The sequence below is a fragment of the Bremerella cremea genome, from assembly GCF_039541315.1.
Lineage (GTDB): Bacteria > Planctomycetota > Planctomycetia > Pirellulales > Pirellulaceae > Bremerella > Bremerella cremea.
Map to the genome: position 1 here is coordinate 1,194,904 of NZ_BAABFZ010000003.1, position 15,113 is coordinate 1,210,016.

A 15,113-nucleotide genomic window follows, 5' to 3' on the forward strand; every position below is an offset into this window, starting at 1 on the left:
GATCCGCCTGCTCGGGGCAGTTGGAACATGGCGATCGATGAAGCCATTCTGCGAAATGCCGAGCAGTTCGGTATGCCGACGCTCCGCTTTTATCGGTGGGAACAACCCACCCTTTCGCTGGGATACTTTCAAAAGTACGAGGATCGCTGGCAGCACGAAGCGAGTCGCGAGGCGACGTGTGTCCGCCGGGCCAGCGGCGGGGGAGCGATCATGCATGATCGCGAACTGACCTACAGCTTTGTCGCCCCCGTCAAAGATTCGCGATCCGACGAGTACACACGCTGGTTCGATCTCTTCCACGAAACGCTGATCGAAGTTTTAGCATCGTGGCGCATAAGTGCACATTTGAGTGGCACTCCCCAGCCTGGATCGCACGATGATCCGTTTCTCTGTTTTCAGCGGCGACACGAGGTCGATGTCATCGTCAAGGACTTCAAAATCTGTGGTAGCGCCCAAAGGCGACATCAAGCGGCCATTTTGCAACATGGCAGTGTCCTTTTGCATCAATCCGCAGCGGCCCCCGAACTGCCGGGTTTGGTCGACCTAACTGGTCAGAAAATAACCGAAGACCAGCTGATCGAGGCGTGGAGCGAAGCCCTAAAGAACAAGTTTGCGAGAAGTTATGTGGACATTCCACTCACTAAGGAGGAATTAAGCTCCGCCCAGGCGATTGAGATCGAAAAGTTCCAAGCCAATGGGTGGACCCATAAGAGATAGTCAATGCAACAGAAAACTCCATTGCCTGCTGGCTAATGGGGTACTATGCTTATTTAAGGGAACCCAACGGAATGCCGATAACAGAGTAATGGTTCGGCACCCAAATTAAGTTTCCTAGCACTTTTCTGACGGGTGTCCGCACCCCAAAACAAACCAGTTGCAAACCGTTTCCGAACGGTTATTGTGATAAGACTCATCTGTCGCCATCAGCAACCCGCGATATTTTCCTGAAATCCCAGTCCTGGCGCGCTGATTGCACTACTATCGACACAGACCTTCGGTCGGCTCGGTGAATCCCAAGATCATCCTTTTCAATCGCCATTATTGAGTTTCTCAAAATGTGGGATTAGCCGTTGCACAGGAAGGATTTAAATATGCAAGTCATGCTACAAGTGATCCGAGGACCAAGTGCCGGCAAGGAGTTTAAACTCCCAGTCGACAACTTCGTCATCGGACGAGGTGACGGATGTCATCTCAAGCCCAAAAGCGACATGGTAAGTCGCAAACACTGTGCGCTCGCGATTCGTGATTCCAAGCTGTTTCTGGAAGACTTCGGAAGCAAAAATGGCACTTACGTCAACGGCGAGCGTGTCGAGGGCACCATCGAGTTGAAGATGGGAGATGAACTCCGCGTCGGACCGCTCGATTTCCTGATTTTGATCGATCATACTCTGGGCGCTGCCAAGCGTTCCAAGGTTAGCAGCGTCAAAGAAGCTGCCAGCCGCGTGGCCCAATCCGCTGACATGAGCAACGACGTTGCCAGTTGGCTGGAAGAAGCAGACGAAGAAGAACGTAGCCATCGTCTCGAGAACCCCGAGACTCGCCAGTTCCGCGTAGACGAAACCCGAACCGTTTCGCTCGACGAACTTCGCGAACTGGAAGAAGAACTGGCTGCTGAAGGTGAAGAAGGTGGCGACTCCAAGACCAAGTCTGGGTTGCTCGGTATGTTCGGTTCCAAGAAGAAGAACTACGGCAAGCTTCCTAAAATGGAATCTTCTGCTGCCAAAGATAGCCAGGCTGCCGCCAACGACGCGATCCGTCGTTTGATGGACAACCGCCGCTAATCTGGTCTGTGACCTACGCTTCGTTTTCAACACATAAGCCGCTCTGGCACCCAGAGCGGCTTTTTTTATTACCTTGGCTTGCCGATGTCGGCCATCTTCTACTTTCTGGGTCGTTGATCCCAAGATCTGCCGCTAAGCTGGGAATAACTGGTCAATTCTCCGCACTTTTCTTTTCCTGCGAAACCAAACCAATCGCTTCGGGGTAGTACTATGCAGAGTGGATCTGATCAGTCCAGGAGCGCCCCTTTGACGAATTTCAGCCTGCTAGTCGACCAATGCATGGAAGGTGACCAGAGCGCCGTCTCTGAGTTCGTACGTCGATTTCGAAACCAGGTGTACCTGCTTTGCTATCGAATGCTCGGAGAGCATCACGAGGCGGAGGACATGGCCCAGGAAACTTTCCTGCGTGTATTCCGAAACCTGCATCGCTGGGACCGCACGCGTCCGATTGAACCTTGGATCCTGACAATCGCCGGCAACCGCTGTCGAACCCACCTGGCTCAACGCAACCGCCGACCAATCGCTTGCGAGACCCAGGATCATGTCGAGGATCACCGTGGTATCGATCATCGCGGTCAACTACTGGCCGAAGAAGTTCAACTGGCCCTGACTCACGTCCGCGAAGAATACCGCACTGCGTTTCTCTTGTTCCACGATCACCAAATGAGCTACGGCGAGATCGCGGAACAAATGGAATGCCCCCTCGGAACGGTCAAGACTTGGGTTCACCGAGCCCGTCGCGAGTTAGTTCAACGGCTCATCAACCGAGGAGTTACTCAGGAATATCGCGACAGTCAGCTATCGAAATCGACCGAAGAAAAGTAAGTAAGTTGTACCGCGGGTCCATTTGCTCAGGAACATTTCCGTGACATTTGAAGAGTTTGAAAACACGCTGCAGGATTGGCTCGACGAAGGACGCCTCGACGAGGCGGACGCTTTGGTAGCCATGGCCTGTGAGGCAGATCGGCCTCAGTGCGAAGAACTCTTGTTCGCTTATCGTTCCCTGTTCGCTGGGCTGGCCGCTTCCGCTCCAGGAGAACTCACGGCATCCCCTCAGCCGCAATCGACCGTCGCAGAAGTTCCGGCCGTTAATCGCTGGAGCCAGGCTTCTCTGCCCGGGCTCGCTTTGGCATTGGCACTTTGCCTGACGTTGATTGCGTTTGTCCCAGGCATGCTCCCGGAATTCGGCAACGATCAGGTCGCCCCTGTCGATGCTCTGACCACGACAACGGTCACACCACCGGAACTTCCTCGCCCCATCGAATCGACACGACCGATCGAGCAGCGTGAATTCGCTCGGCTGACGACAGTTTCGTTTGCCCCGATTGCTCGCAGCATGGCCTCGCAAACCGACATGGCGTTCAAGTCGCTCAATCAGTTCGGCGGAAGCGTCGCGGTCGACTTCAACCCGATCGACGATCAGTTGGCCGTCTATCAGGAAGCGGCCCCGCTAATCGATACCCTGACGCGAAGTTTGATGCCAGGCACCCATTCGCTCACCAATGCCTTCTCGATCCTGCAGGAAACGACCGACTCGACTCCCGCCATCCAGGTCGATCCCGCCGCTCCGGCTCCTCTGGAAGCCGCTGAGAACGCCTCGGTCATCTAAATCTCAGGTGACCTATCTCTAGGCGGCCTCTCGCCATTACTGAGCCCTTTGCGGCCAGCACCCCCTCCTTTGTGTGACACCTACAATCCCGCGCTACTACCACTAAAGGGTAATTTCTACTCACAAGTTTTTGTTTTATTCTTTACATGTTACTTGGTCCCCAAAGTAACGAATCTATGCTTTCCTATTGGATTCATCCCTAATCCCCCTTCATCTCCATTGGAGCCCTCAGTCATGCACGCAACTCTAGCGCGCCGTGGTGCGCGGTCTGGCTTCACGCTGGTCGAACTGCTGGTGGTTATTGCCATCATCGGTGTCTTGATTGCCCTGCTCTTGCCCGCCGTCCAACAGGCCCGCGAAGCAGCCCGTCGTGGTCAATGCCTCAACAACATGAAGCAGCTTGCCCTGGCAATGCACAACTTCCACGACACCAACAACACCTTCCCGAAGAACGCCTACGGCCCGAACGCTGGCGTCACGTGGGATGGCTGGCACTTGTTTAGCGCCAACTACAAGTTGCTGCCGTTCATCGAACAGAATTCGCTGTACGACCAGTTCAACCTGAGTGGTACCTGGAACGACAATCGCACCGGTCCGATGAACGTTCGCCTGCAAGCCTTCCTCTGCCCTTCCGCCTTGGAAGCTCCTAGCTCGAGCACGATTGACTGGGGTGGTCCTGGCTCGAACTATGCCTGGAGCTCCGGCAGCACGCCGAACACGGCTCATGCGTGTACGCGTAACGGCTGCAATGGCATGCTGACCACCAAAGACGAAACCAAGATGGCAGAAGTCACCGACGGTTTGTCGAACACGATCTTCTGCTCGGAGATCTTGTCAGGCGACGGCGTGGCGAATTCGCCGAAGTATCCGTACGACATCCTCTACACCGGCGACGATTCCCCTTACAACAGCATCGCCAACAAAGACTTCCCAACCCAGGCCGAAATCGACGGCATTGGGTCTTCGGTGAACTCGAGCCCTTCGGGCGAACGTAGCAACAACGGTACGCTCTGGGCCTGGTACTCGCATGGTCAGTCGATCTTCAACACGGCGACTCCACCGAATTGGAAGTATCCATCGTCCGGCGGCAACTGTTGCCCCGGTGGCGCCCACGACTGGGGTAAAGGTTTCATCGGCGCACGTAGCCTGCACCCAGGCGGCGTGAACGTGGCGATGGGTGACGGTTCGGTTCGATTTGTTCCAGAAACCGTCAACCTGCTCACCTGGCAGCGCATGGGCAATGCACGTGACGGTCAGGTCTACGAACTTCCTTAGTCGCAGCGTCATCTTCGCCTTTCACCTTCTGGGGTCCGATCGGGCCCCAGATCTCTTTCCCACCAGCCACACTCGGAGATGCAAATGTCGTTTGCACCTGCCTTCCTTTTGAAATCAACCTGGTTGCCATTGCTGCTGGCGATAGCCCTGGTCGGCTGCTCGCAGACCAGCCAGAAAGAACGCAGCATTCCTTTGAAGGGCTCAGTCTCGCTGAACGAAGCCCGGACGCTGTTGCAGAACTATTCCAAAGGAGCTCCCCTGACCAGCGAAGCGGAATCGTTTGATTCGCTCGTCGAAGGGGTTCGGAAAGACAATCCCGAAGCGGCCGATACCCTGGCCGAAGCCTTCAAGAAGATCCGCGAGAACCCAGGTTCGCGAGCCAAGGTCGCCAAAGAGGCTCTCGCGAAACTGCCAGAACCACCGAAGCCTGAACCAGCCACGGAAGCGGAAACCCCTTAGTTTCCAGCGGTTCTCTCAGCCAAATTCTCTCGACGCCACACGTTTTTGCGTGTGGCTTTTCTTTTGGTCCCCGCCCTCTTTAGGCCAGAAATTCCCCGCTGGTGGCACGCATGCATACTTTGCGCAGCCCCATAGGTCCTGCTAACCGTAATAACCTGCACAACCTGCAGGCTTTACGGAATGTTGCAAAGTTACCACATCAGACTCCGATAGGTTGAGTATTCCCAACGCATCCTCCCCAACCATCCAAGTCAACGGAGCTTACCATCGTGGCCAAAGCAAAAACGACGACCCGCAAGACGACGACCTCGAAGGCTGCCACCAAGACCTCGACCAAGGCTGCCAAGACGAGCAAGCCCAAAGCTGGTGACCAGGAAGTAACGATGGAACGTCGCCGAACCGATCGCCGCAGCAAGGCCGCTGCTGAAAAGACGACGAAGCAGGATGTCGTGGAAGAAAAGACCGAAACGGGCGAACCCAAGATGGAACGTCGTGCTAAGGTCAACCGTCGCCGCCAGATCGATCCAACGACCTGCGAACGCGACTACACCAATGACGAAATCGAATTTATGCAAGCTCTGGATGCTTACAAGCGTTCCAGCGGCCGTATGTTCCCGACCTGCAGCGAGATTCTGGAAGTGATCCGCGGTCTGGGTTACAGCCGTGGCGGAAACAGCCTGCCTGAAGAAGAAGCTGTGGAAGTGGAAGCGACCGAGCGAACGCCTGCGTTCTCGGACGAAGTTCCAGCGATCGAAGACTAAAAGCTTCGAACATCGAACCAACGTTGCTAGCGGTTTGGGGAGGTCTTGTCGGCCTCCCTGAATCTTTTCTTGAGAGAATTCGTATTGATTGAGGAAGAAGTCGCCATTATTCTCCCCCGACTCACAAAGAAACCGTCGCCTGATTTCAGGATAATGGGGTTGATGACGTGCATCGACAAACGACTCTTCACCAACAATTGATGCCCTTCGCGACTTTCGCTTCTCTCCTCGTAGCTAGCGCTGGCTGCCAGATGGCAGCTTCTGGCTACAACGTTGCTGGCGTGCGCGCCGCTGAAGAAGGTCAGCCTCAGGTTGCCGTCACTCAGTTCCAGAAGGCACTTGGGCACGATCCAACGAATCCTGATGCCTATTACAACCTGGCGGCCACCTATCATCAGATGGGGAAGCAGTCGAACGACCGCAACATGATGCACCAGGCCGAAGCACTCTATAACCAGTGCCTGGACCTGGATGCCAACCACACCGAATGCCACCGCGGCCTGGCCGTGCTGTTGATCGACACCCAGCGCAGCGACAGCGCGTTCACCTTGATGGAACGTTGGGAGCAGCGTTCGCCGCAGATGGCCGATCCGAAAATCGAACTGGCTCGGCTCTATCAAGAGTTCGGTGACAAAGAGAACGCTAAGAATCAGCTCAATCAGGCCCTGGCAGTCGATGCGAACAACCCTCGAGCCTGGGCTGCCTTGGGGAGCCTGCGAGAACAATCGGGCGAACTGGGTCAAGCCTTGGCCAACTATCAGCGTTCGTACCAGTTAAACAATCTGGATAGTGGCGTTGGCTCGCGGATCGCATCCCTGCAGCGTCAGGGAATTCAGAGCGAATACTCGACCCTCTCGCCTGCCATGGGCACTCAGCTTGCGAACCAGCCGAACACGCGCCAGCGATATTAATGTGTACTGACGCGCAGCCTGGGCCGCTTTGGGCACAATTTGCCAGCTTCTTCGAGGGATCACTTCACCACGGCCTGAACCGCTGGTGCTCTTTCGTATCCCTCTGACATACCCAGATTTGCGCACCGTAGGTCCATTTCTGTACAGGCGGCATGGGGGCCGCTTCTATCGAAGTGGAATTCCTCGTAAAATCTGGGTTTACTTGCTATCCCCCGGTTTCCTCAGGGATGTCTCTCGGGAGACAACCTTGGTCCAAGCCGGTGCCCTTCCCCATTGAGCCGACAGTCATGCCAGAACGCGTATACAATTTTTCCGCCGGTCCTGCTGTGATGCCCCTCCCTGTGCTTGAAGAAGCCCAACGCGATCTGGTCGCGCTGCCAGGCGTGGGTAGTTCGGTGATGGAGTTGAGCCACCGCGGCAAGACCTACATGGATATCCACGCGGATGCCAAGGCCCGATTGGTCTCGCTGCTGAACATTCCAGACACGCATGACGTGCTGTTCCTGCAAGGTGGATCGCGTCTGCAGTTCTCGATGATCCCGATCAACCTGCTCAAAGGTACCGACAAGACGGCCGATTACATCGTGACCGGTAGCTGGGGTCAGAAAGCCCTGGAAGAAGCCGTCAAGGAAGGCAAGACGAACGTTGCCTGGAACGGCAAGTCGTGCAACTTCAACACGCTGCCAACCGCCGCTGACTTGAACCTGACTTCGGACGCCGCTTACGTCCACATCACTTCCAACGAAACGATCCAGGGCGTTCAATTCGCCAGCGAACCAGAAGTGGGCAACGTGCCACTGGTCTCGGACCTTTCGTCCGACTTCATGAGCCGTCCGGTCGACATCTCGAAGTACGGTTTGATCTACGCTTGTGCCCAGAAGAACGCTGGTCCTGCCGGCGTGACGGTCGTGATCATTCGCAAGGACCTGATGGCACACGCCAGCAGCGACCTGCCAGGTTATCTGGTGTACCGTAACCATGCCGAGAACGACTCGATGTGGAATACGCCTCCGACCTTCGGCATCTACCTGCTGGGCCTGGTCTGCAAGTGGCTGCAAGAAGACATGGGCGGCCTGGAGAAGGTCCAAGCGATCAACGAAGCCAAAGCGAAGCTGCTGTACGATGCCGTCGATCAGTCGAACGGTTTCTACATTGGCCACGCCGTTCCAGAAGTCCGCTCGAAGATGAACGTCACGTTCAAGCTGGCAGACGAAGCTTTGGAAAAGAAATTCCTGGCTGAAGCCAACGAAGTCGGCCTGACCCAGTTGGGCGGTCACCGCAGCGTCGGTGGCGTTCGTGCTTCGATCTACAACGCGATGCCAGTGGAAGGCGTCGAGAAACTTCGCGACTTCATGCTCAAGTTCATGAAGTAAACGCCCCCAAACCATCCCTTACTTCGCTGGCAAACCCTCAACCGCCAAAGAAACGCATCATGCCCAAAGTCATTGTTCTCGATACGCTCGCACAGGAAGGTCTCGATCTATTGGATCAAGCCCCCGGGATTGAATACGAAGTTCGCACCGGCCTGAAAGGCGAAGAGCTGCGAAGTGCCCTCAACGAATTCGATGGGGCCATCTGTCGTAGTGGAGTGAAGATCACCGCCGAGTCGCTGGAAGGTAACACCAACCTGAAAGTGATCGCTCGTGCTGGGGTCGGTACCGACAACATCGACTCGAAGGCCGCGGCTCGACATGGCATCGTGGTGATGAATACCCCCAGCGGTAACACCATCAGCACGGCCGAACATGCCTTCTGCTTGATGATGGCTCTTTCGCGTAATGTCCCGGCCGCGCACCAAAGCCTGGCCGAAGGTCGCTGGGACCGAAAGAAGTACATGGGAACCCAGTTGGCCGACAAGACCCTTGGTGTGGTCGGTCTGGGTCGTATCGGAATGGAAGTCGCCAAGCGTGCTCTCGCCTTCGAGATGCGCGTGATCGCTTACGATCCATTCGTTAGCCCGGAACGTGCCGCGGAACTGGGTATCCAGCTCTCGCCGACCGTTCCAGAAATGCTGCCGCACATCGACTACCTGACCGTGCACACGCCGCTGACGCCTGAAACCAAGGACATGATCAATGCCGAATCGATCAAAACCTTGAAGCCAGGTGCCCGGGTAATCAACTGTGCTCGTGGTGGTATCTACAACGAAGAAGCCCTGGTCGAAGGCCTGAAGTCGGGCCACCTGGGTGGCGTTGCGTTGGACGTGTACGCCGAAGAGCCATGCACTGACAGCCCGCTGTTCGGTATGGAGAATGTCGTCTGCACGCCACACTTAGGTGCGAGCACCGAAGAAGCTCAGACCCAGGTCGCCGTCGAAGCGGTTCAGTTGGTGACCAACTACCTGACCACCGGCGAGATTCGTCACGCCGTCAATGTTGCTCCGCTCGATCCCAAGACGCTGGAAAACATCCGCGGCTATCTGGACGTCGCGTACCGCCTTGGTCTGCTGGCCGCCCAGGTGCATGCCGGTGGCGTCAAGTCGGTCAAGCTGAGCTATCGTGGCGAAGTCGCCAACAAGAGCCCCAAGCTGCTGACCGCTTCGTTCTGTGCCGGCTTCCTGGCGAAGGCCCTGGAAGACGAACCGAACATCATCAACGCCGAAATGCTGCTTCTCGATCGTGGCGTCGAGCTGTCGACCGAAACCAGCACCGACACCGGCAGTTTCACCAGCAGCATCACCGCGACGATCGAAGAGGGCAACAAGACCCACCAGGTCGGCGGTACCCTGTTCGGTAACAATATGCCACGTCTGATCTTGCTGGATGGACAGCGTCTGGAAGCTTACCTGGACGGCACGATGTTCATCTTCGCCCACAACGATGTCCCTGGCATCATTGGCCGCGTCGGTACGATCTTCGGCAACCACAACGTCAACATCGCCCAGATGGCGGTCGGACGTTCCAGCAATCAGCCTGGCGGTGCCGTGGGCGTGTTGAACCTGGATGGCCTGCCGAGCGAAGAATCGGTCAAGGAAGTGATGTCGAGCGATCACATCACGAGCTGCAAAGTGATCGAACTGCCAGCCGCTGGCGAGATGCCAACCTGGATGCGATAACTTCGCAATAATCGTCCCAATCGGAATAACCGGTACGATGCAGAATCGTACCGGTTTTCTTTGCGCGAAGTGGAATTGAACGCGTCGGCCAACGAATTACTCTGAGACGTTGAACACCCACTTTCGTCCTCCGAGTTCGAGCGAACCCTTTGTCCGAGTTGATCTTACTGACGCTACTTGCCAGCCAATCCAGTGGTTGGGATCAACTGATTTGGCTGACCTGGCTGGTCCCACTGACCGCGGTCGTTGCCTATCCGCTGATCGCCCGGCGATTATTGTCGCTGGATGAACTGACGCTTCGCCAGAAGCAGCAGCTACTGCGTGCCTTACCCGAAGGCGACCAGCAGTGGGCCAGCCAACTGCGCGTATGGGATACCGGCGAACGGATCTGCAACGCAGCCGTATTGGGCTGCGTACCAGGCTTCTCGTTCGTCATGGTCAGCGACGCCCTATTCCGGCATCTTTCTCCCCACGGAGCCGCGGCGATCGTTGCCCATGAAGTCGGTCATATGCGACTGTGGCACGTACCGATCCGGCTGAGTATTGTCTTTGCCGGCGGTTTGCTGGGCATGGCCATGGTTCACCAGCTGGAAGGAATTGAGGGCTGGCAGGCGTTGATTCAGATGGCCGTGGTGATCGGCACGATTGGATATATGTCCGTGATGCTGCACATGGTCGCCCCGCTACTGGAATTTCAGGCCGACTTCTTTGCGGTCGACCTCCTTTCGTCCCGCAACGGAACCCGGCTGCAGAATGCCCGCGTATTGATCCGGGCACTTTCGCAACTGACACTTCTCTCGGGCTTGCGGCCCGATCAAAAGTCATGGCTTTATCCGAGCTTCGAGCAGCGTCGCCGAGCCCTGCTAGGGCTTCATCTTTCGCCTTGCCTGCGGAATGGGCTGCGATTGTTTCTAATCGCGGTCTCTCTTAGCCAGCTTACGCTGATTGTGTTTTGTATCTGCCTGTTGGCAGGTTCTTAGCCAACTACGGAAAAGATTTCCGCGCTGGACTCGGTTTTCGGTTTTGACGCTGTCGCCCTGTTTTTCGATAATCGGGGACGTCTCGCATCCCCTGGCGGCCATCCAAGCTGAAGATCATCCACCGTGAATCTACTTCGCAAATACTTTCTCCTCGGCGCGATCCCCGCGCTGATCGCGGTGGGCCTGGCAACGATTCTGGACTACCAGATCACCCAGACCTTGCTCCAGGAACAGATCGACCAGACACTCAACGCCAAGCTCGAGGCCAAACGTCAGGAAGTGCGTCTGTTCATGGACGAGCATCTTTCGCTGCTAAAAGCGTTGAGTATCTCGCCGCAGATCGCCGACGGTAAGATTCCTCAAATCGTCGATTACTTGAAGATCCAGGAATCGGTCGTCCGTCCGAGTGTTGAAGGGCTGTTCTATGTCGAACTCGACGGAACCGTCCACGCCACCGATGGCTCGATGTTCGATGTCTCGGACCGGCTGTACTTTCCCGATCTGTTGGGTGGTAAACAGGTCATCACCCGCATCCTGAAAAGCCGCTCGTCTGGTAACGACGTGGTGCTGCTGATCAATCCGGTCCACGCCCTGGATGGCACCTTGAAGGGAGCGGTCAGCCTGACGATCCCGGAATCGAACATGGTGTCGTTCGTCCATTCGATGGAAGTCGATCGAGGTGGCTTCTATGCGTTGGTCGACCACGAGAACCGCCTGATCGCCGCGACCGAAAAAGCCGACTTCCTCCGCAATCGACCGATGCATCCTGGTAAAGAACTGGTCACCGATTCGCATGGCGTTCAGTACCTGGTCTCGCTGTCGGAGATTCCAGAAACCTCTTGGCACCTGATCGCGGCCATTCCTGAAGCGGAAGTGAAATCGATTTATAATCGCATGGCCTGGTCAAAGGTGACCGCGGTTTGCTGTGGCATTACGGTAGCCGTGATCCTGGCGTTGTTCTTCAGCGAGCGTGCATTGCGTCCGCTTCAGCAGATGATTCAAGCGATCCGCCGGTATGCTCGCGGCGACCGAACGGCTCGCGTTTCCGAGAAAACTCGCGGCGAGTATGCGATTCTGGCCGACTCGTTCAACAACCTCGCCGACGAACTCGACGCGGCGCAGCGTCAGCAGGAAGAACATCTTCGCACGATCGAAGCCAGCGAAGACCGTTTCCGGCGCTTGTTCGACGGGGCGGCCGACGCGATCTTTCTCCGCAACCTCGAAGGGACCATTCTGGATGCCAACCAGGAAGCCTGCCGCAGCCTCGGCTATGAACGCCACGAACTGATCGGCCGTACCGTGGCCGATATCGACACCAAGTGGACGCGGCAAGATGCCAACCGGCTCTGGAACCAGTTGGCACGCGAAGGGGGACGCTACCATCCCCTGGTCGAACGCATGCATCGTCGCAAGGATGGCAGCACCTTTCCCGTTGAAATCCGTTTGACGTTGATCGAGCGCGAAGGAGAGGCTTACGTGATGTCGGCGGCCCGAGATGCCACGCTACGGAAGGCTGCCGAAAATCAGTTACAGGAAGCGAAAGAGTTCGCCGAGAAGATGATCAACGCGACGCCGGGGCTCATCTATATCTTCGATTTGACAACGCAGTCGATCGTCTTCATCAACGATAACGTCCAGAAGCAGCTTGGCTATTCGCGCGAATACATCGAAGAACTGGGTGCCAATTTCTATGGCCAGGTCATCCACCCCGAAGACCTCCCGCGGCTAAAGATCGCCCAGGATGTCTGGAAAGAAGAAGATGGCGAGCCACTCGTCCGTCGCGATAACTTTCGCCTGGCCGACACCGACGGAAACTGGGTCTGGTTTGAATTCCATCGCGTCGTGTTTCAAAAAGACAAGGATGGAAACGCAACCCAGATCATGGGCATCGCGACCAACATCTCGGACCGCGTGCGAGCTGAACAGCAACTGGTCTGGGAAAAAGCACTTCTCGATCAAGTGATGGAAACGAGCGTGGCCGCGATCATGGTGCTGGATGCCGAAGCGAATGTTCGCTTCATGAACACAGCCCTCGAGAAAACACTGCGTATCGGTCGTGATGAGGTTTTAGGAAAGAACGTGCTGAAGCTCGACTGGGAAGTGTACGACATGGCAGGCCGGCCGCTTGCCCCAGAGCATCGTCCTTTCGCGACGATTAAACGCACCTTACAACCGATTTACGATGCCCGTTACCGTGTCCAGTTCGGTGAAGATGCCTACACGATCATCTCGAATAATGGTGCTCCGCTGTTTGACGAAAATGGCGAGTTCGACGGCGTCGTGTTCGCTTTGACAGACATCACCGAGCGGATTGAATCGGAAAAGCTTCGCGACTCGCTGATTCGTGACCTCGAGGCCACCAACACCGAGCTCAAGCAGTTCACCTATACGGTCTCGCACGACTTGAAATCGCCGCTGATCACCATCAAGGGATTCCTCGGGATCCTGGGTGAAGACATCCAGTCTGGCGACAAAGCGGCGATCGACGAAGACCTTTCGATCATTGGATCGGCCGCCGATGGCATGAAACAACTTCTGGACGACCTGCTCGAGCTTTCGCGCATCGGCCGAAACCTGAAATCACGAACCGAGATTTCACTGGATGATGTCGTACGCGAGGCGATCACGTTATTGGCAGGCGAAATCGAAACGCGCGAAGCGGATATCCAGAGCCACGTCGAAGGGGTAACGATCTACGCCGATCCAGTGCAGATCCGACAGTTGCTCCAGAACCTGATCGACAACGGCATCAAACACAACCGCAAGCCGAACCCACAAGTGACGATCACGGCACGGAAAGACGAAGATGAGTTTGTCACGGTTGAAATCACCGACAACGGTCCTGGTGTGGCCTTAGAATACCAGGAACGAATTTTCCAGTTGTTCGACAAGCTCGATCCCGAATCAGACGGAACCGGCATCGGCCTGGCCATCGTCAAACGCATTGTCGATTTCCATGGAGGAACGATTGCGTTGCATTCCGATGGCCAGGGAAATGGCTGCACCTTTACGATTCGACTTCCAACCAGCGAACCGGAACCAAGTCCGCTGTTCGATCTGCAAGACAGTCAGAAGTCGACTTCTTCCTCGTAGGCGGTGAACTACTTGCCTTCCGCCAAGGCATGGCGAATTGCGGCAGGCTTGTCGGTGGTAATCGAATCGAAACCGAGCGAGGCGTAACGCTTGGCCTGGGCTTCATCGTTCACTGTCCACACGTGACACTCGACCCCTGCATCGCGGATCTGTTTGACAAATTCGACCGTCACGACTTCATCCCGGGCCTGCGTCCCCAAACCGGTCGCCTTCGTTTCCCGAAGCGTGTTGAGGACAGACTTAACGCTGGGACTCCACTTGCCGGTCTCAGGGTTCTGCTTGTAGCTGGTCAGCCAGTTCGCTTTGTACTGTGGCATCTTTTCGCGACATTGCTTCACCACTTCGTCGTCGAAGCAGATGATGACGATCTGTTCTGGCTTCAGGCTCGACTTCTCCAAACCAACCCGCAGCGGCTCGACGATCTCAGGACCGCACTTCACTTCAACCAGGATTTTGCCGTTTTGGGGCACAGTCGCCAGGACTTCCTCCAACAGTGGAATGCGCTCACCTGAGAACTTGTCGTTCTTCCAGGCACCCACTTCCAATGCTCGCAGTTGTTCCAGCGTCGCATCGGCAGGCTTCAGTTCGGCGGCACCGCCGGTGGTTCGCTTAGTTGTCTTATCGTGCATACAGACAATGTGGCCATCTTTGGTCAGATAGAAATCCCCTTCGATGGCGTCGGCCTTCTGCTTCCAGGCTTCCTGGAACGAAGCCAACGTATTCTCGGGAGCGTCAAACGAGGCCCCACGATGCGCTACGATCATTTGAGCCTCACTCGTCGCGACCATGCTTGATCCTACCAGTGCCACCGCCACCAAAAACTTACCTACTTGCATCGTCCGTTTGATCCCTTGAAGGTTGAATCGAAGTTAGCCACCTCATGGTTGGGTGGGTGAATTATAAACCACGAGATATTGCGTCTCTTGCCCCCAACAGGCCAAGCGTGACGGCAACCGGCCAGAGACCTCTATTATCTGCCAGACTTCATCTTTCCTTAACAGCCCATCGCCGCGAATCCGCCTTTTCAGCCAGCTGGTTCATAGGTCGGTTCACCACATCACGGGCCGTCGAAACGCCCTTCCGATCGACGTCTGTCGTCAGGTCAGCGAGCCCCTACTCCCCTTTGCGGGGATCCACACAGTAAGCCGAAGAGCCAATTTGGGCTCCTCTGGCAAGGCTAACTTGGCCC

The 15,113-nt window shown here is 56.1% G+C and carries 13 protein-coding genes; 12 read left to right on the forward strand and 1 reads right to left on the reverse strand.

All coding sequences use genetic code 11. The features are described from left to right. Positions 1–72: 72 nt before the first annotated feature. The 12 genes from ABD890_RS07165 (at position 73) to ABD890_RS07220 (ending at position 13,924) form a co-directional block, all read left to right on the forward strand. Complete coding sequence (locus ABD890_RS07165) at positions 73–717, forward strand: lipoate--protein ligase family protein (protein WP_425548479.1); 645 nt, start codon at positions 73–75, stop codon at positions 715–717. 374 nt (positions 718–1,091) lie between these two features. Beyond that, entirely contained in the window at positions 1,092–1,781 is a 690-nt protein-coding gene (locus ABD890_RS07170; protein WP_345087317.1) for an FHA domain-containing protein, read from the forward strand. 279 nt (positions 1,782–2,060) lie between these two features. Then, positions 2,061–2,606 (forward strand): RNA polymerase sigma factor, encoded by a 546-nt coding sequence (locus ABD890_RS07175; protein ID WP_345090857.1) that lies wholly within the window; start codon positions 2,061–2,063, stop codon positions 2,604–2,606. A gap of 40 nt (positions 2,607–2,646) precedes the next feature. Further along, positions 2,647–3,390 carry a hypothetical protein gene (locus ABD890_RS07180; RefSeq protein ID WP_345087319.1) on the forward strand — a complete coding sequence of 248 codons (744 nt, stop codon included), beginning with the start codon at positions 2,647–2,649 and terminating at the stop codon, positions 3,388–3,390. 234 nt (positions 3,391–3,624) lie between these two features. Beyond that, positions 3,625–4,665 carry a DUF1559 family PulG-like putative transporter gene (locus tag ABD890_RS07185; RefSeq protein ID WP_345087321.1) on the forward strand — a complete coding sequence of 347 codons (1,041 nt, stop codon included), beginning with the start codon at positions 3,625–3,627 and terminating at the stop codon, positions 4,663–4,665. A gap of 84 nt (positions 4,666–4,749) precedes the next feature. Next, on the forward strand, positions 4,750–5,124 hold the full coding sequence (locus tag ABD890_RS07190) for a hypothetical protein (protein ID WP_345087323.1): 375 nt from the start codon (positions 4,750–4,752) through the stop codon (positions 5,122–5,124). 269 nt (positions 5,125–5,393) lie between these two features. Then, positions 5,394–5,885 carry a hypothetical protein gene (locus ABD890_RS07195; protein ID WP_345087325.1) on the forward strand — a complete coding sequence of 164 codons (492 nt, stop codon included), beginning with the start codon at positions 5,394–5,396 and terminating at the stop codon, positions 5,883–5,885. A gap of 251 nt (positions 5,886–6,136) precedes the next feature. Further along, positions 6,137–6,796, forward strand: coding sequence for a tetratricopeptide repeat protein (locus tag ABD890_RS07200; protein WP_345087327.1), 660 nt, complete (start codon positions 6,137–6,139; stop codon positions 6,794–6,796). Between the two features lie 287 nt (positions 6,797–7,083). Further along, positions 7,084–8,169: a 3-phosphoserine/phosphohydroxythreonine transaminase gene (gene serC / locus ABD890_RS07205; protein WP_345087329.1), complete on the forward strand. Its 1,086-nt coding sequence runs from the start codon at positions 7,084–7,086 to the stop codon at positions 8,167–8,169. A 59-nt stretch (positions 8,170–8,228) separates the two neighbouring features. Further along, on the forward strand, positions 8,229–9,851 hold the full coding sequence (gene serA / locus ABD890_RS07210; RefSeq protein WP_345087331.1) for a phosphoglycerate dehydrogenase: 1,623 nt from the start codon (positions 8,229–8,231) through the stop codon (positions 9,849–9,851). Positions 9,852–10,000: 149 nt separating this feature from the next. Further along, positions 10,001–10,831 (forward strand): M48 family metalloprotease, encoded by an 831-nt coding sequence (locus tag ABD890_RS07215; protein WP_345087333.1) that lies wholly within the window; start codon positions 10,001–10,003, stop codon positions 10,829–10,831. Between the two features lie 123 nt (positions 10,832–10,954). Beyond that, positions 10,955–13,924 (forward strand): PAS domain S-box protein, encoded by a 2,970-nt coding sequence (locus ABD890_RS07220; RefSeq protein ID WP_345087335.1) that lies wholly within the window; start codon positions 10,955–10,957, stop codon positions 13,922–13,924. A gap of 8 nt (positions 13,925–13,932) precedes the next feature. On the opposite strand, the gene ABD890_RS07225 is transcribed toward ABD890_RS07220, so the two are convergent. Further along, positions 13,933–14,712 (reverse strand): glycerophosphodiester phosphodiesterase, encoded by a 780-nt coding sequence (locus ABD890_RS07225; RefSeq protein WP_345087337.1) that lies wholly within the window; start codon positions 14,710–14,712, stop codon positions 13,933–13,935. Between the last annotated feature and the right edge of the window lie 401 nt (positions 14,713–15,113).

What these genes read in the sequence shown, in the direction of transcription:
- ABD890_RS07165 (WP_425548479.1), top strand. Translation starts at nt 73, where the DNA reads ATGCCGACGCTCCGCTTTTATCGGTGGGAACAACCCACCCTTTCGCTG.
- serC (WP_345087329.1), top strand. Translation starts at nt 7,084, where the DNA reads ATGCCAGAACGCGTATACAATTTTTCCGCCGGTCCTGCTGTGATGCCC.
- ABD890_RS07190 (WP_345087323.1), top strand. Translation starts at nt 4,750, where the DNA reads ATGTCGTTTGCACCTGCCTTCCTTTTGAAATCAACCTGGTTGCCATTG.
- serA (WP_345087331.1), top strand. Translation starts at nt 8,229, where the DNA reads ATGCCCAAAGTCATTGTTCTCGATACGCTCGCACAGGAAGGTCTCGAT.
- ABD890_RS07170 (WP_345087317.1), top strand. Translation starts at nt 1,092, where the DNA reads ATGCAAGTCATGCTACAAGTGATCCGAGGACCAAGTGCCGGCAAGGAG.
- ABD890_RS07175 (WP_345090857.1), top strand. Translation starts at nt 2,061, where the DNA reads ATGGAAGGTGACCAGAGCGCCGTCTCTGAGTTCGTACGTCGATTTCGA.
- ABD890_RS07200 (WP_345087327.1), top strand. Translation starts at nt 6,137, where the DNA reads ATGGCAGCTTCTGGCTACAACGTTGCTGGCGTGCGCGCCGCTGAAGAA.
- ABD890_RS07185 (WP_345087321.1), top strand. Translation starts at nt 3,625, where the DNA reads ATGCACGCAACTCTAGCGCGCCGTGGTGCGCGGTCTGGCTTCACGCTG.
- ABD890_RS07225 (WP_345087337.1), bottom strand. Translation starts at nt 14,712, where the DNA reads ATGGTCGCGACGAGTGAGGCTCAAATGATCGTAGCGCATCGTGGGGCC.